The organism is Serratia sp. HMSC15F11 (assembly GCF_001808215.1).
GTDB classification, from domain to species: Bacteria; Pseudomonadota; Gammaproteobacteria; order Enterobacterales; family Enterobacteriaceae; genus Serratia; species Serratia nevei.
Genome location: NZ_KV792494.1, coordinates 78,205 through 98,093 on the forward strand (window position 1 = coordinate 78,205; position 19,889 = coordinate 98,093).

At 62.5% G+C, this 19,889-nt stretch carries 17 protein-coding genes; 11 read left to right on the forward strand and 6 right to left on the reverse strand.

Translation table 11 applies throughout. The features are described 5' to 3' along the window. Nucleotides 1-561 precede the first annotated feature (561 nt). The 4 genes from HMPREF3138_RS18885 to HMPREF3138_RS18900 all read left to right on the forward strand — a co-directional run bounded on the left by HMPREF3138_RS18885 (nt 562) and on the right by HMPREF3138_RS18900 (nt 4,546). Nucleotides 562-1,209 (forward strand): helix-turn-helix transcriptional regulator, encoded by a 648-nt coding sequence (locus HMPREF3138_RS18885; protein WP_038878402.1) that lies wholly within the window; start codon nt 562-564, stop codon nt 1,207-1,209. A gap of 139 nt (nt 1,210-1,348) precedes the next feature. Beyond that, nucleotides 1,349-2,536, forward strand: a complete 1,188-nt coding sequence (locus HMPREF3138_RS18890; protein WP_038878400.1) for an MFS transporter — start codon at nt 1,349-1,351, stop codon at nt 2,534-2,536. Continuing rightward, nucleotides 2,533-3,645 carry a class II histone deacetylase gene (locus HMPREF3138_RS18895; RefSeq protein WP_038878399.1) on the forward strand — a complete coding sequence of 371 codons (1,113 nt, stop codon included), beginning with the start codon at nt 2,533-2,535 and terminating at the stop codon, nt 3,643-3,645. Before HMPREF3138_RS18890 ends, HMPREF3138_RS18895 begins: the two co-directional genes overlap by 4 nt. Before the next feature lie 94 nt (nt 3,646-3,739). Then, complete coding sequence (locus tag HMPREF3138_RS18900; RefSeq protein WP_038878395.1) at nt 3,740-4,546, forward strand: alpha/beta hydrolase; 807 nt, start codon at nt 3,740-3,742, stop codon at nt 4,544-4,546. 39 nt (nt 4,547-4,585) lie between these two features. Here the strand turns inward: HMPREF3138_RS18900 and HMPREF3138_RS18905 are convergent, their stop codons facing one another. From HMPREF3138_RS18905 to HMPREF3138_RS18915, 3 genes are all read right to left on the reverse strand, one after another. Then, complete coding sequence (locus tag HMPREF3138_RS18905; protein ID WP_015376517.1) at nt 4,586-4,951, reverse strand: cupin domain-containing protein; 366 nt, start codon at nt 4,949-4,951, stop codon at nt 4,586-4,588. Nucleotides 4,952-4,969: 18 nt separating this feature from the next. Continuing rightward, nucleotides 4,970-6,271, reverse strand: a complete 1,302-nt coding sequence (locus tag HMPREF3138_RS18910) for an NAD(P)/FAD-dependent oxidoreductase (protein WP_038878391.1) — start codon at nt 6,269-6,271, stop codon at nt 4,970-4,972. A gap of 101 nt (nt 6,272-6,372) precedes the next feature. Beyond that, nucleotides 6,373-7,131 carry a helix-turn-helix transcriptional regulator gene (locus HMPREF3138_RS18915; RefSeq protein WP_038878388.1) on the reverse strand — a complete coding sequence of 253 codons (759 nt, stop codon included), beginning with the start codon at nt 7,129-7,131 and terminating at the stop codon, nt 6,373-6,375. Between the two features lie 230 nt (nt 7,132-7,361). Here HMPREF3138_RS18915 and HMPREF3138_RS18920 point away from each other — a divergent pair, with 230 nt between their 5' ends. Next, the gene (locus HMPREF3138_RS18920) at nt 7,362-8,489 is read left to right on the forward strand and encodes an iron-containing alcohol dehydrogenase (RefSeq protein ID WP_038878385.1); all 1,128 of its coding nucleotides are present in this window, start codon (nt 7,362-7,364) and stop codon (nt 8,487-8,489) included. A gap of 134 nt (nt 8,490-8,623) precedes the next feature. Here HMPREF3138_RS18920 and HMPREF3138_RS18925 read toward each other — a convergent pair whose 3' ends face one another. Continuing rightward, on the reverse strand, nt 8,624-9,553 hold the full coding sequence (locus HMPREF3138_RS18925) for a LysR family transcriptional regulator (protein WP_038878382.1): 930 nt from the start codon (nt 9,551-9,553) through the stop codon (nt 8,624-8,626). Between the two features lie 135 nt (nt 9,554-9,688). On the opposite strand from HMPREF3138_RS18925, the gene HMPREF3138_RS18930 reads away from it, so the two are divergent. The 6 genes from HMPREF3138_RS18930 to HMPREF3138_RS18955 all read left to right on the forward strand — a co-directional run bounded on the left by HMPREF3138_RS18930 (nt 9,689) and on the right by HMPREF3138_RS18955 (nt 17,919). After that, on the forward strand, nt 9,689-11,029 hold the full coding sequence (locus HMPREF3138_RS18930) for an omega-aminotransferase AptA (protein WP_038878379.1): 1,341 nt from the start codon (nt 9,689-9,691) through the stop codon (nt 11,027-11,029). Nucleotides 11,030-11,039: 10 nt separating this feature from the next. Next, nucleotides 11,040-12,548 carry a CoA-acylating methylmalonate-semialdehyde dehydrogenase gene (locus HMPREF3138_RS18935; RefSeq protein WP_070559227.1) on the forward strand — a complete coding sequence of 503 codons (1,509 nt, stop codon included), beginning with the start codon at nt 11,040-11,042 and terminating at the stop codon, nt 12,546-12,548. Nucleotides 12,549-12,807: 259 nt separating this feature from the next. After that, complete coding sequence (locus tag HMPREF3138_RS18940; RefSeq protein WP_048233743.1) at nt 12,808-14,100, forward strand: MFS transporter; 1,293 nt, start codon at nt 12,808-12,810, stop codon at nt 14,098-14,100. A gap of 19 nt (nt 14,101-14,119) precedes the next feature. Beyond that, nucleotides 14,120-15,298, forward strand: a complete 1,179-nt coding sequence (locus HMPREF3138_RS18945) for an amidohydrolase (RefSeq protein ID WP_038878371.1) — start codon at nt 14,120-14,122, stop codon at nt 15,296-15,298. 132 nt (nt 15,299-15,430) lie between these two features. Further along, nucleotides 15,431-16,807: an APC family permease gene (locus HMPREF3138_RS18950; protein WP_038878368.1), complete on the forward strand. Its 1,377-nt coding sequence runs from the start codon at nt 15,431-15,433 to the stop codon at nt 16,805-16,807. A gap of 2 nt (nt 16,808-16,809) precedes the next feature. Then, a complete protein-coding gene (locus HMPREF3138_RS18955; protein WP_038878365.1) occupies nt 16,810-17,919 on the forward strand; it encodes a DmpA family aminopeptidase in 1,110 nt (369 codons plus the stop codon). A 36-nt stretch (nt 17,920-17,955) separates the two neighbouring features. Here the strand turns inward: HMPREF3138_RS18955 and HMPREF3138_RS18960 are convergent, their stop codons facing one another. Continuing rightward, the gene (locus tag HMPREF3138_RS18960; RefSeq protein WP_038878362.1) at nt 17,956-19,206 is read right to left on the reverse strand and encodes a phospholipase D-like domain-containing protein; all 1,251 of its coding nucleotides are present in this window, start codon (nt 19,204-19,206) and stop codon (nt 17,956-17,958) included. Beyond that, the gene (locus tag HMPREF3138_RS18965) at nt 19,199-19,849 is read right to left on the reverse strand and encodes a MotA/TolQ/ExbB proton channel family protein (protein WP_019454931.1); all 651 of its coding nucleotides are present in this window, start codon (nt 19,847-19,849) and stop codon (nt 19,199-19,201) included. Before HMPREF3138_RS18965 ends, HMPREF3138_RS18960 begins: the two co-directional genes overlap by 8 nt. Nucleotides 19,850-19,889: the final 40 nt, after the last annotated feature.

A 19,889-nucleotide genomic window follows, 5' to 3' on the forward strand; every position in this document is an offset into this window, starting at 1 on the left:
CCAACCAACCAACCAACCAACCAACCAACCAATAAGAAACTATAGAGCATTTTTATCATATTCTGACAACAAAAATCAGAATAGTGTTCTGAAATATCAATCGAATGCCAGATTTAATCGTATCCATTTCCTCTTTCAACACCATCATTGGGTCCATCGCCCACGACGCCGCCCCTCAATGTGCCATCATGCCCACTCGTGGCAAACGAGACATCAAATGCAATTGCAATCGTTCCTAAGAACGAGACATTCCCTTCCCTAGCATTACCATATCCCAAGGAAAATGATAGAACAGCGACTGGCTGCAAGAAAAAAATCTTTAAGTTCAAAGGAAAAGTATTCGCAGATAGTTAATACATTAACAAATGTACCTTTTCGAAACCGATCAACCATCTAAAAAGCATGACTTTTTATTTGTTATTTATGTATTTTATTGCAACCCACCTCACGTTGTTAATATGTTTTTATTGTGTTGCCAAATTGCTACAACTATGCTTGTATCGTTCATATCTTGACCGCCAACCTTCTCCAGATTGAATGATAAAGGGAGGAACACGAATCATGCACAGCACCGCATCCGATGCCTTTATCAACAGTTGTTTGGCGACCATCACGCACCTGATCCCGGTGTCCGCCGGGGTGTTTTATCTGGTCGATCGCGACCTGCGGCCGGATCACTACATCCTGCACGGCATGCCCGATAAAACGCATCAGCAGTATCTGAACCACTTCCAGCAGATAGATCCGCTGCAGCCGGCCAATTTCCATCGCCAGGACATCACCATGGTCGGCATGAGCCCGGCGGCGATCGCCGGCAACCGCCGCTATTACCACGACTTTATGCTGCCGAACGACATGCGCGACATGACGGAGATCTTCATCCGCCAGCGCAAGCGCATCGTCGCCGGGGTATCGCTGATCCGCGATACGCCGTTCACTGAAGTGGAGCGCGGCCGCCTGCGCGCGGTGCTGCCGCTGATCGAGCTGGCGACGCGCGATCTGCTGCCCGACGGCGAGGCGCAGCTGCTGACAGCCAAAGAGCAAGAGATCGTCAACATGGTGCGCGAAGGCGCCAGCAATAAGCGCATCGCCCTGAAGCTGGGCATTTCGCTGTCCACGGTGAAAACCCATATGCGCAATATTTTCGCCAAAACCGACGTGGTGAACCGCACCGAACTGGTCGCCGGCGGCTTTCTCGCCCACGGTTAACGCCCGATAACGGCCGCCGCTGCCGGCGGCCGGAAAATAATGCCAAAACATATTCGCCATTTATGGCGCGGCCTCCCCCTGCCCGCAATCGGGCCGGGCGGGATATTTCATCGTCACTCAACGCTTGGGGAAAAGGTTTATGTCCAGTGATTCAGTTTCCGCGCCCGCCGTCGGCGCGGCGCTCCCCTGCCCGCCGCGGCTGCTGACCGCCATTATCGTCTTCGCCGCCATCGCGCCGGGCATTCTGATGACCGCCCCCGCCGTGGCCGCCCAGCTCGCCGCACAATGGCAGCTCGGCCCGGCGCAGATCGGCCACCTGTTCTCCACCGAACTCGGCGCCATGAGCCTGGCCACGCTGCCGGCGTGGTGGTGGATCGGGCGCATCAACTGGCGGCGGGTCGCTACGCTGTCGGCGCTGGTGTTTATCGTCGGCAACCTGGCTTCGGCGCTGGTGCAGGATTTTACCCTGCTGCTGCCGCTGCGCTTTATCGCCTCACTGGCGGGCGGCACCCTGATGATCCTGTGCATCACCTGCGCCGCCGGCACCGCCAATCCCAGTCGAGTCTATGCCTTCTGGGTGCTCGGCCAGCTGGTACTGGGCGCGGTCGGGCTGCTGGTGCTGCCGCCGCTGTTCGCGCACTTCGGCCTGATGGCGGTCTACCTGATTCTGGCGGCCATCATGCTGTGCTGCCTGCCGCTCATCCCGGCGTTCCCCAACGGTTTCACCGCCGCCCGCACCGCCCGCAGCGGCCCCGCCGCCTCGCCGGCGCGCAAGCTGTGCGCCGTGCTGGCGGTGCTGACCTTTTACATCAGCCTGAGCGCGGTCTGGACCTTTATCGGCGGCATCGCCGCCGGCGCCGGGCTGTCGCCGGCCCACAGCGGCCAGGTGCTGGCCGTCGCCACCTTGCTAGGCATCGTCGGCGCGGGGGCTGCGGCGCTGATCGGCGCGCGCTTCGGCGGTGGACGCCTGATCGTGCTGGGGTACGCCCTGCTGCTGGCCAGCGTGGCGCTGCTGACGGGCCAGCCCCTGCTGCTGCGCTTTGCCCTGGCCGCTCTACTGTTCAAATTCACCTGGACCTTCGTGCTGCCGTTCATTCTGGCGCGCGTCGCCGGGTTGGATAACGACGGCAAGCTGATGAACGGCATCAACCTGGTGATCGGCGGCGGCATGGCCATCGGCCCCACGCTGGCCGGTTCTCTGATCGAATTTTCCGGCGGTTTCAACGCCTTGCTGTTCGGCGCGCTGGGCTGCGCGCTGCTGTCACTGCTGTTGATTTCGCTGGCTTCACCGCGCGCACCGCGCCGTATAACAGGAGGAGAAAGGTGAAAAGAACAACCGGTTTCTTGTTTGATGAACGCTGTTTCTGGCACAGCACCGGCCTGCACGCCACCACCCTGCCGGTCGGCGGCTGGGTGCAACCGCCTTCGGGCGCCGGCCACGCCGAGTCGCCGGAAACCAAACGGCGCATGAAGAACCTGATGGACGTGTCCGGCCTGTCGCGCCAGCTCACCCTGCTGAGCGCCGAACCGGCGACGGAAGAAGACCTGCTGCGCATTCACCCCGCCCACTATCTGCAGCGTTTCAAACAGGTGAGCGACAGCGGCGGCGGCCTGCTGGGGGAAGAGGCGCCGCTGGGGCCGGGCAGCTATGAAATCGCCAAGCTCTCCGCCGGGCTGGCCTGCGCGGCGGTGGAGGCGGTGCTGCAGGGCGAGCTGGATAACGCCTATGCGCTGTCACGCCCGCCGGGCCACCACTGCCTGCCGGATCAATCGATGGGCTTCTGCTTCCTGGCCAATATTCCCATCGCCATCGAGCGCGCCAAGGCCCGCTATGGCCTCGGTAAGGTGGCGGTGCTCGACTGGGACGTGCACCACGGCAACGGCACCCAGCACATCTATTGGCAGCGCGGCGACGTGCTGACGCTGTCGCTGCATCAGGACGGCTGCTTCCCAGCGGGCTATTCCGGCGAACGAGATCGCGGCGAAGGCGACGGGGCGGGCTGCAACGTTAACGTGCCGATGCTGGCCGGCGCCGGCGACGACGGCTACCTGCACGCCATGCGGCGCATCATCATCCCGGCGCTGGAAAAATTCGAGCCGGAGCTGATCATCGTCGCCTGCGGCTACGATGCCAATGCCCTCGATCCGCTGGCGCGCATGCAGCTGCACAGCGACAGCTTCCGCGCCATGACCGCGCTGGTGCAGGACGCCGCCGACCGGCTGTGCGGCGGCAAGCTGGTGATGGTGCACGAAGGCGGCTATGCCGAATCCTACGTGCCGTTCTGCGGGCTGGCGGTGATGGAACAGCTGAGCGGCGTGCGCACTGAAGTGCAGGATCCGCTGCTGGCGTTTATCCAGCAACAGCAGCCGCGCGACGCCTTCAACCGCTTCCAGCGCGAAGCGCTCGACGAGCTGGCGCGCCAGTTCGGCCTGTAATCCCCTCTTTGCGGGCGCCGCACCCGGCGCCCCTGACAACCTCGCCACCAGCCGCTACGCTGAAGGGCAACCCTACCACCATGAGAACAATAAGATGCCCGAACAAACCGTCAGCTTTATCAAAGGCCGTCACGGCGCCATCGCCGTGCACGACTGGGGAAACGACCAGCCGCGCTATCTGGCGCTGCTGATACACGGCTACGGCGAGCATCTCGGCCGTTACCAATACGTGGCGCGCACGCTGCAGGCACAGGGCGCGCGGGTGTTTGGCCCCGATCACCTCGGCCACGGCCTGTCGCAGGGCGAACGCGTGCTGATCGAAGATTATGACGCCGTGGTCGACGACGTGCAGCGCGTGGTCAGCCATTTCCGGCAGCAATACCCCACCTTGCCGCTGGTGGTGATCGGCCACTCGATGGGCGGCATGATCGCCACCCGCTACGTGCAGCGCTACGGCGAGGAGGTGCGTGCGCTGGTGCTGTCCGGCCCGCTGCTCGGCGACAGAACGGCGATCTCCGATCTGGCCGAACTGCCGACGATCCCCGACGCGCCGCTGGATACCGCCACCTTGGCGCGCGATCCGGCGGTCGGCGCGGCGTATCAGGAAGATCCGCTGGTGTGGCACGGGCCGTTCAAGCGCCCCACCCTGCGCGCCATGCAGCGGATCCTCGCCGCCATCAACGCCGGGCCGGGCTTCGGCGCGCTGCCCACGCTGTGGATCCACGGCGACGACGATCGGCTGGTGCTGATGAGCGAAACACAAACCGCGCTCGCTCGTCTGCGCGGCGACGATTTCGAGCGGATGATCAATGCGGGTGGGCGGCACGAGAGCTTTAACGAAACCAATAAGGATCAGATCCTCAAGCGGGTGACCGATTTTACTGCGCGGGTGTTAGGCTAAGGCGCTCCCCCTCAGCGGGCCGAGGGGGGCATGACGGCGTCAGCCTTCGACGATGGCGAGATAGTGTTTGACGAAGCGATCCGAGGTGATGTCCCAGCGCACCGGGGTACCCTTCTCGACGAACCAGGAATCGCCGGCCTGATACTGCACCGATTCGCCGGTGCGTTCGTTGGTCAGGGTCGCGCTGCCTTCCCACACCGTGGCGTGCTCGGCGAACGGATACTCCATCACGAAGCTGCCGCGGGTGCAGCTGAACACGCCGCAGTTCAGGTTGTCGGTCGGTTCGCCGAAAATGCTGGCCACGCCGACGTTTGGCGTGCCGGCGATCACCGTGGCGCCCAGGTTGCTGACGCTGCCGATCTCCAGCAGTTCCGGCAGCGGTTGTTTAAGCAGTAACGGTTTCATGTGATTCTCCTCTGAGGGTTAACGGCGGCCTTTCCAGTAGCCGGATGTCTGGTGCCAAACCTTACCGGCGGTGGTCATCACCCGCCGCAGCTTGTCCTTGCCGAAGATGTTGACGTGCGGGATCGAGCTCATCAGATCGTAACGATCGGATCCTTCGCTCATGCCCTCCGCCAACACCTTGCACACGATGTGGCTCGGCGTCACGCCGAAGCCGGAGTAGCCCTGTACGTAAAACACATTATCGCGATCCGGCAGCGTGCCAATCTGCGGGAACAGGTTGGCGCTGCAGCAGAGCGGGCCGCCCCAGGCCAGATCGATCTTCACGTCTTTCAGGTACGGGAACACCTTCAGCATCAGGTTGCGGTTCCAGGCCTTGAGATCCGACGGGAAATATTCGATCAAGCGGGTGGCGCTGCCGAACAGCAGCCGGTTTTCGTTGGTCACCCGGTAATAGTCGATCACCGGGCGGATGTCGCTGTAGGCGCCGCGGATCGGGCTGATCTGGCGGATCAGATCGTCAGACAACGGCTCGGTGGCCAGCTGGAAAGCGTAGGTATTGATGGTCTTGCGGTAGATCTGCGGCTCCATGCCGTTGAGGAAGCCGTTGCAGGCCCACAGCATCTTGTTGGCGCGTACCGAGCCCATGGCGGTACGCACCGTGATGCGCGGGCCATACTCCACGTTGAGCACGCTGCTGTTCTCGAAGATTTTCACCCCGTAGCCGCTCAGCGCCTTGGCCTCGCCCAGCAGCAGGTTGAGCGAATGCACGTGGCCGCCGCCCATGTGTTTCAGCGCGCAGGTGTAAGCGTCGGAGCCCACCACCTGCTTCACCTCCGCCCCGGTGTAGAGCTCAATCTCCTCCTGCGGCGCTACCGCCTTGAATTCCTTCAGCCAGCCGCGCAGGGTCTTCTCCTGGCGCGCGTTGCTGCCGAGATAGCCGTAGCCGAAGCAGAAGTCGGCGTCGATGTCATATTTCTTGATGCGCTCGCGGATAATGCCGGCGCCGAGGTTGCTGATTTTGAAGATGGTTTCCAGCCCGGCCGGGCCAACGTGGCGCTTGATCTTCTCCAGATCGTGGCCGATGCCGGCCATCACCTGGCCGCCGTTGCGCCCGGTACCGCCGTAGCCCAGATAGCGGCCTTCGAGAATGGCGATGTTGGTGATGCCCCTCTCAGCCAGCTCCAGCGCGGTGTTGATGCCGGAGAAGCCGCCGCCGATGATCACCACGTCGACGTCCAGATCCTCTTCCAGCGTCGGGAAGCGCAGATCGTATTTTTTGGTCGCCGCGTAGTAGGTTAAGGACTCGATTTCGTTGTTCACTGCCGCACTCCCGATTGCCTATGCCATGACATCGGATTATCGGGAGCCGGCAGCCGTGCCGCTATGTCCCCTTAGGGACATTCGCTACAAAAAATTAACATTCACGCGCTGCGGCGCTGCGGGGCGGTCAGCAACAGGCTGAACAGTTCGGCCTGCGAGCCGATGTTCAGCTTGCCGTAGATGTTCTTGCGGTGATTTTTTACCGTGCCGAGGCTGATGAACAGCCGGTCGGCAATCTGCTGCGAACCGCAGCCAGCGAGGATCAGATCGACGATCTCGCGCTCGCGCGGCGTCAGCAGATAACGCGCCTGCGCGCCATCGTCGTTCCCCGTGTCGGCCTCCGCCGGCGCCGCCACCACTTCGCCGTGCAGCCGCGCCACGCTTTTCACCAGCGTCAGCGCGCTGCGCAGATCCGCACGCTGCGGGTAGCGCACCGCCACCGTGCGGCACGCCGAGCCGAAGAACACCCCCAGCCCGCGCTCCGGCGTCAGCTGCAGCAGCACGCCGGCCTCATCGTGCCAGCCGGTCTTGCGATAAAAATTACGGTAATAGTCGCTGTGATAAAACCCGCAGGGTGCCAGCTGGCGCAGCGTGAGCACCTCGCCTTCGCCGCCGTCGTTCAGCGCGCGGTAAAACGGATCCTGCAGATAGGCGCCCTGTTGATAGATCTGGTTAACCGCATCGCTGTTTTCCCGTTCGGTTTTGATCAGGCAGCGCGGCGGCCGGCCACGTTCGAAGGCATAGACGATGGCGTTGTCGAAGGCGAAAAACCCTTCCAGCCAATTCAACAGGCTGGGATAAAAGCGCGGGCTGGCCACCGCATCGATCACCGCAGACAAGCGTTCAACCTGAATATCCATACCCGCCTCGCCATTATTAATACATTAACAATCTACCGATTTCGGATGGGGGTTGGCCGCATGGCAGCCAGTACTGTTAAAAAAAGCATCCGGCGCGCCGAAATGCAAGAACGCGATCGTTTACATGTTAAACAACTCACAAGTTGCCGCAGCGGGGAAAGCGGTGGCCGCTCCGCGCCCGCTGGCTTATGCTGTGGCATCGCGCCCTGCAACGCCGCCAAGGAGACCTCATGTCCGTCAGCCACATCATCGCCAACCACCAGACCTGGTTCGGCCACGGCAGCATCCAGCAACTGCCGCCGCTGCTGCTTGCCGATCCGCAGCCGACGCTGCTGTTCAGCTGCCGATCTTTTCTCAATGGCCCGGTGTACGCCGGCCTGCGCGAGTCGCTGGCGCCGCTGCTCATCGGCACCGAGATCGTCAGCCACGAGGCGTCGCCGCAGGAAATAGACGCCTGGGTGGCGCGCTGGCGCGGCCAGGCGCGGCGCGTGGTGGCCATCGGCGGCGGCAGCGTGCTGGATGCCGCCAAGGCGTTCTCCGCGCTGGTGGAGCATCCGCTGCCGACGCTGCGCTATATGGAAAAAGTGGGCGACAGCAAAATCAGCGGCGCCACCCTGCCGCTGATCGCCATTCCTACCACCGCCGGCACCGGCAGCGAGGTGACGCAGAACGCGGTGATCACCGACACCCAGGTCAGCAAAGTGAAGGCCTCGCTGCGCCACAATAACTTCGTGCCGCACACCGCCATTCTCGATCCGCAGCTGCTGGCGGGCGCGCCGGACAAGGTGCTGGCCTACTGCGCCATCGACGCTTTCACCCACCTGTTCGAGGCCTATCTGTCGAAAACCGCCGGCGCCATGACGCGCGACATGTCGCTGAGCGGCATCCGCCACTTCCTTGCGGCCTGGCCGGCGCTCAACCGCAGCGACGCGGCGCGCGAAGCGATTATGCAAGCTTCGTACCTTGGGGGGCTGACGCTGAGCGCCGCCGGGCTGGGGGTCATTCACGGCATCGCCGGCGAGATCGGCGCGCTGCGCGACTACCACCACGGCCAGGTCTGCGGCCGCCTGCTGCTGCCGTTCCTTGCCCTGCTGGAAAGCAGCGAACAGCCGCAGCAACGCGCGCTGATGGCCGAACTGGCCGCGCGCCTGTACCCGCACTGGCAGGGCAGCCCAGAGAGCTACCTGACCGATTTCATCACCCGCCACGCCATCGCGCCGTTCTGGCAGGACGATTTGCCGATTTCCAGCCAGGAATTGGCGGTGGCGCTGGAGAAATCCAACAGCAAGAATTCCTGGATCGACTATGCGCCGGCACAGCGGCAACGGATGATCGAAGAGGCGTTTCGCGTCGAATGATTATATAATCAGATCAACGCACTAGCAGGAGTAAGGAAATGGGCATCATCGGCTGGATCTTCGCCGGCATCGCGGTCGGCATCCTGGTCGGCGCGCTGATCAGAATCTTCGGCAAGAAGAAAGAGCAGTAAGCGTCACGCTGTTCCGTGGGCCGCCAGCAGGCACTCATGGAACAGCTTCACCACCCGCTGCGGCACCGGCGAGCGGCGCAGCACGCTGGAGTATTCGCAGTGATAGCGGAACAGTGCCGGTTTGATCGCCCGCATCATATTCTGCGCCACGAAAAACGCCGCGTAGTGATCGGGTAAAAAGCCGACGTATTTGCCGGACAGGATCAGCGTGGCGATCGACTCCTGCGCGAACCCCGTCGCCTTGCGATGCAAATGTTGCTGCAGGCTCAGTTCCATATTCGGCGAATGGTAGCCTAATCCGGCGAAGGCATAATTGTGCAGCAGATCCCAATTTAATGTTTCATGGGGGGCGGAAAATAATTCATGCTGCGCGCCGCAATATAAGAACATCCTCTCACTGAATAACGAATGATAAGATAAACTTTCCGCGCTGCGGTGCATGGGAATAACGCCAACCTGAAATTGCCCGTCAATGACGCCGCGTTCAATGGTATTAATCGGCTCCACGTACATTTGCAAAGAAACCTCCGGCGCACGCTCGCTGAATAACGCGATGGCCCGGCCGATCTGCGCCTGCGGATTGCTGACCGTATGATCGAATATCGCCACGTGCAGCTGCCCGCCCATGCGCTGGTGCACCTCGTCCACCCCGCGCCGGAACGCCTCGGTGGCCGCCAGCAGGTTGACCGTTTCCTGGTAGATCAACAGCCCCTCGTCGGTGACCGCAAAGCCCTCGCGCCCGCGCTGGCACAGCGTCAGGCCCAGCCGCTGCTCCAGATCCTTGATGTGCTTGCTGATGGTCGACAGGCTGATGTTCAGCTCCAGTTCGGCGGCGCTCATGCCGCCGCAGTCGACCACGGCCTTGAATACCCGCAGCAAACGCAGATCCATATCCGACAATTGCCCTAACAGCGCGCGCTTTTTTACTTGCATAAAACCTTAAGTAAGTTTCGACATATGATTATTCACAGTAGAGAACAAGCGGTACATAGTCAATTTCGCACAACAATTCGTTAACAACTCGGTTTATTTCATTAATCGCTCTTATTTTCCTGTTCGGAGGAAAACATGGCCGCTGAAAATCACCCGCTAAATAGTCTCGATGCTGAAGGGTTAGAAGCCCATTGGATGCCTTTTACCGGTAACCGTAATTTTAAAGCGCAGCCGCGCATCATTACTCAAGCCGCGGGGGCGTATTACACCAGCCATGACGGCAGAAAGATTTTCGACGGCCTGTCCGGATTATGGTGTTGCGGATTGGGGCACGGCCGGCAGGAAATCACCGACGCCGCCCAGCGCCAGCTGGCGACGCTGGATTACTCGCCGGCGTTTCAGTTCGGCCACCCGCTGTCGTTCGAACTGGCCAACAAGATCAAGGCACTGACGCCGGCGGGGCTGGATTACGTGTTCTTCACCGGCTCCGGTTCGGAAGCGGCGGACACCTCGCTGAAAATGGCGCGCGCTTACTGGCGCGCCAAAGGCCAGGCGGGCAAAACCTGCTTTATCGGCCGGGAAAAGGGCTATCACGGCGTTAACTTCGGCGGTATCTCGGTCGGCGGCATCGCCGGCAACCGCAAGACGTTCGGCGCCGGTGCCGAGGCAGACCACCTGCCGCACACCCTGCTGGCCGGCAACGCCTTTTCACGCGGCATGCCGCAACAGGGGGCAGAGCTGGCGGAAGAGCTCAACCGCATCATCGCGCTGCGCGACGCCTCAACGATCGCCGCGGTGATCGTCGAACCCTTCTCCGGCTCCGCCGGGGTGATCGTGCCGCCGGTCGGCTACCTGCAGCGCCTGCGCGAAATCTGTACCCAGCATGACATCCTGCTGATCTTCGACGAAGTGATCACCGCCTTCGGCCGCTGCGGCGCGATGACCGGCGCCGAGGCGTTCGGCGTCACGCCGGACATCATGAACATCGCCAAACAGGTGACCAACGGCGCGCAGCCAATGGGCGCGGTGGTGGTGCGGCCGGAGATCTACCAAACCTTCATGAACGGCGGCGAGCCGGACTACCAGCTCGAATTCCCGCACGGCTACACCTACTCAGCCCACCCGGTCAGCTGCGCGGTCGCGCTGGCGACGCTGGACATCCTGCAGCGCGAACAGATGGTGGAGCGCGTACAGGCGCTGGCGCCCTACTTCGAGCGCGCGGTGCACAGCCTGCAAGGGGCCAAACACGTCGCCGACATTCGCAACATCGGCCTGGCGGCCGGCATTACGCTGACGGCGCGGCCGGGCGAACCGGCGCGGCGCCCCTTCGAGGCGGCGATGCGCTGCTGGGAAAGCGGATTTTATGTGCGCTACGGCGGCGACACCCTGCAGCTGGCGCCACCGTTCATCAGCAGCGAAGCGCAGATCGATGCGCTGATCAACGCCGTGGGCGACGCCCTCAACGCCACCGAATAAGGAGAGAACCATGACCATTCCCCATTGGATCAACGGCGAGCCCGCCGCCGCCGGCGAACGCAGCCAGCCGGTTTACGACCCGGCCACCGGCCAATCGGCGCAGGAGGTACAGCTGGCCGACCGCGCCACGGTGGAGCGCGCCATCGCCGCCGCCGAACAGGCCTATCCCGCCTGGCGCGACACCCCGCCGCTGAAGCGCGCGCGCATCATGATGAAGCTCAAGGATCTGCTGGAACAGCACGCCGACGCCATCTGCCAACTGATCACCGCCGAGCACGGCAAGGTGCTCAGCGACGCCCTGGGCGAACTGCAGCGCGGCATCGAGAATATCGAATATGCCGGCTATGTGCCGGAGCTGCTGAAGGGCGAACACAGCAAAGAGGCCGGCCCGGGCATCGACAGCTGGAGCGAGTTTCAACCGCTGGGAGTGGTGGCGGGCATCACGCCGTTCAACTTCCCGGCGATGGTACCGCTGTGGATGTGGCCGATGGCGGTGGCGTGCGGCAATACTTTCGTGCTGAAGCCTTCCGAGCGCGTGCCTTCCGCCGCGCTGTATATCGCGCGGCTGGCGGCGGAAGCCGGGCTGCCGCCGGGGGTGCTCAACGTGGTCAACGGCGATCGCGAAGCGGTGGAGACGCTGCTGCATGACGGGCGCGTCAAAGCGATAAGCTTCGTCGGCTCGACGCCGGTCGCAGAGCACATCTACCACACCGGCTGCGCGCAAAACAAACGGGTGCAGGCGTTGGGCGGCGCCAAGAACCACGCGGTGGTGCTGCCGGACGCCGATATCCCCGGCGCGGTCGGCGCGCTGATGGGGGCCGCCTTCGGCTCCTGCGGCCAGCGTTGCATGGCCATCCCGCTGGTGGTGGCGGTGGGCGACGGCACCGCCGAAGCGCTGATCGCCGGGCTGCGGCAACAGATGGCCGCCATGCGCGTCGGCCCCGGCAGCGACAACCGCAACGACATGGGGCCGCTGGTGACCCAACAGCATTATCAGAAGGTAAAAGGCTATATCGATCAGGGCGTGGCCGAAGGCGCCGAGCTGCTGGTGGACGGCCGCGAACTGAGCGTGATCGGCGCAGACGGCCGCCCCAGCCAGGGGTATTTCCTCGGCCCGACGCTGTTCGATCGCGTGACGCCCGGCATGCGCATCTATCAGGAGGAGATCTTCGGCCCGGTGCTCGGCGTGGTGCGCGCGGCGTCGCTGCCGGAGGCGATGGCCCTGATCGACGCCCACGAATACGGCAACGGCACCTGTCTGTTTACCCGCGACGGCGAAGCGGCGCGCTACTTCTCCAGCCGCATCCAGGTCGGCATGGTGGGGATCAACGTGGCGCTGCCGGTGCCGGTGGCCTACCACTCGTTCGGCGGCTGGAAACGCTCGCTGTTCGGCGATCTGCACGCCTACGGCCCGGACGCCGTCAGGTTCTACACCAAACGCAAGACCGTGACCCAGCGCTGGCCGGCCTCCGGCGATGCCCGGCGCGCCAGCTTCAGCTTCCCATCGGGGCAGGGGTAACCTGTTCTCCCATTTGTGAATTCAAATACATAAGAAGGATACAAACACCAATACCAGGGAACCCCTGACTTCCACTAGCGCAGTGTCATAAGAACCGAGTCGCCAAACACATGCCATCGCCGTTGCTCCTGCGTGATGTCTTGGCGACTAACAATAATTTACTGATGTGTTAATGGAGACTTTCATCATGCACCAGCAACCTGACCCTCCGCAGTTTAAAAATAGCATGGGTATTCACGATGCTGCAGGGAGCCGCGCCATGCCGTGTGCTCATGATCAGATTGAGCTGACAACCCAACCCAATAACTATCGATTGATCATGGCAGCCAGCCTGGGGAACGGGCTGGAAATCTTCGACTTCACGGTTTACAGCTTTTTTGCCATGGTCATCGGCAAATTATATTTCCCCAGCGATACCGCCTACGGCTCATTGCTGATGGCAGTTGCCGTCTTTGGTGTGGGTTTTGTCATGAGGCCTTTGGGCAGCGTGTTACTGGGCGGTTATGCCGACCGCCAGGGCCGCAAAGCCGCGATGCTGGTGACTATCATGCTCATGGGCATCGGTACCGCACTCATCGCGTTCGCGCCGACTCACGAGCAAATCGGCTGGTTGGCGCCGGTGCTTATCGTCATTGGCCGTCTTTTACAGGGGTTTGCCGCCGGGGGGGAGGTCGGGTCAGCGACCACGCTGTTGCTGGAGTCCGCCGGCGCCAATCAGCGCGGATTCTTTGTTAGCTGGCAGTCTATCAGCCAAGGGATTGCCGCCCTGTTTGGCGCTTCACTAGGCTTGTTATTAACCTCCAGTTTATCTGAGGAATCGCTTTACAGTTGGGGTTGGCGTGTTCCCTTCATCATCGGCCTGCTCATCATCCCAGTCGGGGTCTATATTCGTCGCCATGTTGAAGAAACCTTTATTGGTGCTCAACAGAACGAAGGGAATGCTGCCCACCCCGCGCAGCAAATGCTGACGAGCTACCGCCGCGATTTAATTCTCGGCGTGATGATAATCATGTCCGGTACGGCGATGATATATATCGTACTTTTCTATATGCCGACTTACATGATCCAAACCCACCACATTGCCGCTCCCATCGCTTATTTGTTCAGTTGCCTCGCCGCCGTCATCCAGGTGATTTCGGTTTACTTCGCAGGACGCTATGTCGATCGGTTCAAGAATCATAAAAACGCCATGATTTTCTCCATTGTGGCGGGCATCGTCATGGCCTATCCCACCTTTTGGTTTCTCGGCATGGCTGATTCACTCTGGCTGGCCGTCGCATGCCGTCTGCTGCTGATTGTCGCATTGGGCATCAATATGCTTACCAGTACCCTCCTGATCGTCGAAGCGCTACCTCGGCCAGTCAGGGCGACCGGTATGTCAATGATCTACGCACTGGGCGTGACGCTGTTTGGCGGCACAGCACAGGTCGCGGTGACCTGGCTGCTCAGTGTCACCGGCAACCCCATGGCACCGGCATGGTACCTGATCGGTATGTTGGCCATCAGCCTGATCGCCACCTGCTTATTCAAGCAACGTGACTATGAACAATGATAAATAAGGAGTTGGCAGCATGATCGATTGGAAACAACATTGCGTTCCCGGCCTGCTTGATTCTTTTGAAGAAATGCGGCGCATACGGCAGGATATTCATCAACATCCTGAATTAGGTTACCAGGAACATCGCACCAGTAAGATAGTCGCAGATTACCTGGCGCAGTGGGGATATAAAGTGACCTGCGGCCTTGGCGGTACCGGTGTGGTCGGCACGCTCAAGGTGGGAAAAGGAGAGAAATCCCTCGGGCTGCGAGCCGATATGGATGCGTTGCCGATGAGCGAAGCCGAGGGATGTCCGTATGTCAGTCGCCACGCTGGCGTCATGCATGCCTGCGGCCATGATGGGCATACGGCGACCCTACTGGCCGTTGCCAGGCATTTGGCACAAACCCGCAGCTTTTCGGGCACGCTTAATCTTATCTTCCAGCCGTCCGAGGAGAGCGGTGCCGGCGCAGAAGCGATGTTGCAAGATGGGCTAATGGACATCGCCCCTTGCGACATGCTGTTCGCCTGGCATAACTACCCTTCCCCCACGCTGCAATTCGGTCAGATGAGTATCGGCATGGGGGCTGTCATGGCCTCAGTAGACAGCCTGCACATCCATATCACAGGCAAAGGCGGTCACGCCGCCTCACCGCATTTTACCTGCGATCCGATCGTTGCGGCCGGCGCCATGATCCAGGCGTTACAAACCATCATTGCACGCAACGTCAATCCATTTGACTGTGCCGCCGTCAGCATTACCAGCATTCATGCCGGTACCAATTTCAATGTGATCCCCGGCGAATTGGAAATGAAGCTTTCGTTGCGTAGCTTCGATAAGCAACAGCGGCAACTGATAGTCACCCGCGTCAATGACATCGTGCAGCATCAGGCCGCCTGCTTCGGCGTCAACGCAAAAATCAGCGAAGCGGCCATAAGTTATCCGTCACAGATCAACCACGAGGAGCCGACACGCCTGGCTCGGGCCGTAGCGGTGCAGCATTTCGGGGCCGGCAACGTGGTTTTAGATCATCCTCCCATCCTCGCCGCCGATGATTTCGCCTTTATGGCTCAACGAGTGCCGGCCTGTTACATCAACATCGGCGCCGGTGACTCAGCGCCGTTGCATAACACGCATTACGACTTTAACGATGCGCTGATACCGGTCGCCGGGAGTCTATTGGTTTATCTGACACAGGCGCAATTACGTTGATACACCATGCCGGGGTGCTCACTATAAAACGTCCGAGACTTCCCCGGCATTTCCGCGCGCTCCATTTGATTCCTGCGTACAGCCTGTGCAGCAAAACAATAATTCACCCAAGCGTTAATGGAGTAGTTCCCAATGAAAGAGTCCGCCCCTGAACACACCTTCAAAGGCAATCTCAGCGTCCTCGACGTGGTGATGATCACCGCGTCCGGCGTGACGCCGGCCAGCTCCATCTTCGTCATCGCCCCGCTGGCGATCGCCAGCGCCGGCAGCGGCGCCTTTCTGTCGTTTCTGATCGCCGCCTGCGTCGCCGCCGCCATCGCGCTGTGCTATGCCGAGCTCGGCGCCGCACACCCCAGCGCCGGCGGTGAGTACAGCATCATCAAGCGCCTGTTCGGCACCCTGTGCGGGTTGCAGACCTACCTGTTTATCCTCAGCGCCTCGCTGTTCGTGCCGGCGGTGCTGGCCACCGGCGCGGTGCCCTACCTGAACACCGCGCTGGGCACTCAGTTCGACGCCTCGACCGCCGGCATGCTCACCGTGCTGGTCGGCGGCATCTGCGCCATTTTCAACATCAAGGCCAACGCCCTGCTGACCGGCGCCTTTCTGGTGGTGGAAGTGGCGGTGCTGGCGCTGATCGCCTGGCTCGGCTTCAGCCACCCGCATCAGAGCACGGAGATCCTCACCGCGCCGGTGATGCTGGACGCGCAGGGCAGCCTGGCGCCGGTGTCGCTGCCGCCGATCGTCGCCATGGTCGGGGTCGCGCTGTTCTCCTACAACGGCTACGGCGCGGCGGTGTACATGGCGGAAGACATGCGCGAACAGGGCAGGCCGATGGCGATCGCGATCATGCTGACGCTGGTCATCGTAGTGCTGGTGGAACTGGTGCCGTTCACCGCCCTGCTGATCGGCTCGCCGTCGCTGACCGAGATGGCCAAACAGGCCGATCCGGTCGGCTATGTGGTCACCCAGCTCGGCGGCCCGACGCTGGCGCGGGTGGTAAGCGGCGCGATTTATCTGTCGGTGTTCAACGCCATCATCGCCATCGTGGCGCAGTTCAGCCGCATGATGTTCGCCAGCGGGCGCGACGGTTTCTGGCTGCCGACGTTTAACCGGGCGCTGAAAATCATCCACCCGCGCTTCGGCACCCCCTGGATCGCCACCCTGCTGTTCGGCGTGCCGTCGGCGCTGCTGGCGTTTTGCTCCGATCTCGAATCGCTGACCTCGTTCACCGTGATCCTGCTGCTGCTGGTGTACATCATCATGGCGGTGGCGGCGCTGATCAGCCGCCGTCGCCGCCACTTCCACCACCCGTACCTGATGCCGCTGTGGCCGCTGCCGGTGGTGGTGGCGCTGCTGTGCTGCCTGTACGTGCTGTGGACGATTTTGATCGCCAGCAGCCTGAAAGACTTTATTATCATTGCCGGCATTATCGGCTTCGGGCTGGCGCTGAACCATCTGCGCGGCCGCCAGACGGCGCCCCTCGCCGCCCCCTCAATAGAAGGAGAATAACCATGACGCAGCGCGCTCAGGATCTGGGCATTATCATCGGACAGGGCACGCCCGGCCCGCTGAACGCCATCACCGACGTGCCCGGCGTGCGCGTTGGCCATGCCAGCATTCATGCCGATTTGGCGGACGGGCGCAGCGTGCGCACCGGCGTGACGGTGATCGAACCGCGCCCCGGCTCCGCCCGCCACGCCCCCTGCTTTGCCGGCGTGCACGTGCTGAACGGCAACGGCGACGCCACCGGCCTGGAATGGGTGCGCGAAGCGGGCCTGCTGACCAGCCCGATCGCCTTCACCAACACCCACAGCGTGGGCGTGGTGCGCGATGCGCTGATCGCGCTGGAGCGTGAAGCGCTGCCCGCGAGCGACAATGCGGTGTACTGGAATATGCCGGTGGTGATGGAAACCTTCGACGGCCTGCTCAACGACATCAACGGCTTTCACGTCAAGGCCGAGCACGTGCGCCAGGCGCAGCAGGCGGCCCGGGGCGGCTTGCCGCAGGAAGGCGCGGTCGGCGGCGGCAGCGGCATGATCTGCCATGAATTCAAAGGCGGCAGCGGCACCGCGTCGCGCCGCTTGCCCGCCGATCAGGGCGGCTGGACGGTGGGCGCCATCGTGCAGGCGAACCACGGCAAGCGCGAATCATTGCTGGTCGGCGGTTACCCGGTAGGCCGGCATCTGGGGCATCTCCCCTCGCCGTTCACGCCGCAGTTGCCGCATCCCGGCATGGGCTCCATCGTGGTGGCGCTGGCGACCGACGCGCCGCTGCTGCCGCACCAGTGTGCGCGGCTGGCGCAGCGCGCCAGCATCGGCATCGCCCGCACCGGCGGCGGCACCGAGGACTCGAGCGGCGACATTTTCATCGCTTTCGCCACCGGCAACGACGGCCTGCCGCCCGCCGACTACGCCAATAAAGGCGCTTTCACCACGCCGCTGCGCATGGTGAACAACGACTACATTTCGGCGCTGTTCGCCGCGGCAGCGGAAGCGGTGGAGGAAGCGATCGTGAATGCGTTGCTGGCGGCCAATACCGTCAGCGGCAACGGCCACCGGGCGGAAGGGTTGAGCGCCGAGCAGCTGGTGACGGCGCTGGAGAAGGCCGGCTGGCGACGGTAAAAACACAGGGCGCGGGGATTAACCGCGCCCTGCTTATCAGGATTCGCCGCCCGGCTTGGGCTGCGGGTAGTCGTAATCCAGCCGCAACGGTTCGGCGTAGACGCTGTTCCACAGCTGTTGGTACAGCTTGTCCAACCGCCCGCTCATCGCCGCGCTGTGCATCACCAGCTCCAGATTGCGCGAGTTGTCCAGATAGCCGCCGGTCCAGTTGCTGGTGCCCACCCAGGCAATCTCATCGTCGATGGTCATCAGCTTGCTGTGGATCACCCGGGCAAACGGAATGAAGCCGCTGCTGGCCGGTGGAATGGTCACCACTTTGATCTGCACGTTCGGCACCAGCGCCAGGCTCTTCAGCCAGGCGATATCCGGCTTTTTGGTGTTCCAGTTGGCCACCATCAGCTCGATCTGCACCCCGCGCGCCGCCGCGCTGCGCAGCGCGTTGTCGATCACCGCATAAAAGGGGCGGCTGCGTTCGGGGCCGAACGACAGCGGTGCGTAATCCATCACCTGCACCCGCACCCGCCGCTTGGCGCCGGCCAGCAAGCGCGGCAGCTCGGCCTGCGAGTCGATCACCCCCGCCGGGTTGTAGGCGCGCGGGCTGGCCACCAGATAGTTGCCCTGCGTCGGCGCCGTCGTCGGCGAATCGGGCAGCGGCGGCACCGGCTTATCCTGCGCCAGCAGCGCCTGCGCCTGCCAATCCTGCTCGAAGATCGCCTGGATCTGCCCCACCACCTTGGCGTCGCTGATGCGCAGCCCGGTTTCGTGAATATGCTCCAGCGCGCGCCAGTCGAAGTTCTGGCTGCCGACGAACGCCTGTTCGCCGTCCACCAGCAGATACTTGGCGTGCAGGATGCCGCCGCTCAGCTTCTGGTAAGGAATAATGCGCAGCTCCAGATTGGGGATCGCCTTCAGCTGTTCCAGCGTCTCGGCGGTAGAAATGCGAATGCCCTTATCTTCCACCAAAAAGCGGATTTTCACCCCGCGTTCGCCGGCCGCCTTCAGGTGCTGCAGCACGCCATCCAGCAGCGAACCGTCCTGATTCGCCACGTAGAACTGCCCCAAATCGATGCGGGTTCTCGCCGCGTCGAACATCTCGCGCCACACCTCGGCGGTGTTGCGTAGGTCGTCGGCCTGCAGCGCGGTTTCCACCGGCGCGGTGTACACCAGCTCGTAGCCGGGAATCGCAAAACGCGCCGCAGCGCTCTGGCTCAACATCAACAAACAACCGCCCCACAATGCCGTATAAAGGCGGCCGAGCGGCCGCCGTACTGGATGGCCATTAGGCATAGCGCGGCGCTCCGCTGTCAACCCATTGTTCGCCGCTGCCGCTCTCCGGGCGGCTGGCCGGTTGGCCGGCGCGGATCAACAGCACCTTCAGCAGTTCGTTGATGCGCTCCATGCGGCTCTGCAGGAAGTTGTTGGCCACCAGGCACAGCAGCGCGATGGCGATGCCGAGGCCAGTGGCATACAGCGCGGTGCCCATCCCGGCCGACACCAGGCTCGGCTCGGACACCCCCGAGGCGGCCAGCGCCTTGAAGGTTTCGATGATCCCCATCACGGTGCCCAGCAGCCCCAGCAACGGCGCGGCGGTGACCACGGTTTCCAGCAGCCACAGGCCGCGCGCCATCGGCGGCTTGCTCAGCAGGTACTGGGCGTCGATCAGATCGCCGATCGCCTCGCGGTCGCCGGCGCGGTGCTTCTGCGCCAATACCGGCGCGATCACCGCCATCGGCAGGCTGTTGCGCTGGGTCAGCTCGTCAGGCAGATCGGCGGCGCGACGCACGTCCGGCGTCAGCGCCTGCTCCAGCCGGCGCGCCTGGCGCTGGGTATAGGCGAAGTACAGCGTGCGTTCGATGATGATCACCAGCGCGATCGCCAGCGCGGCGTACATCACGTAGAAAATAATGTCGTGCAACAGATTGGCGTCCATACAGGGCTCCTCTTCCCCGCCGCCCGTCAGGCGGCGGGAT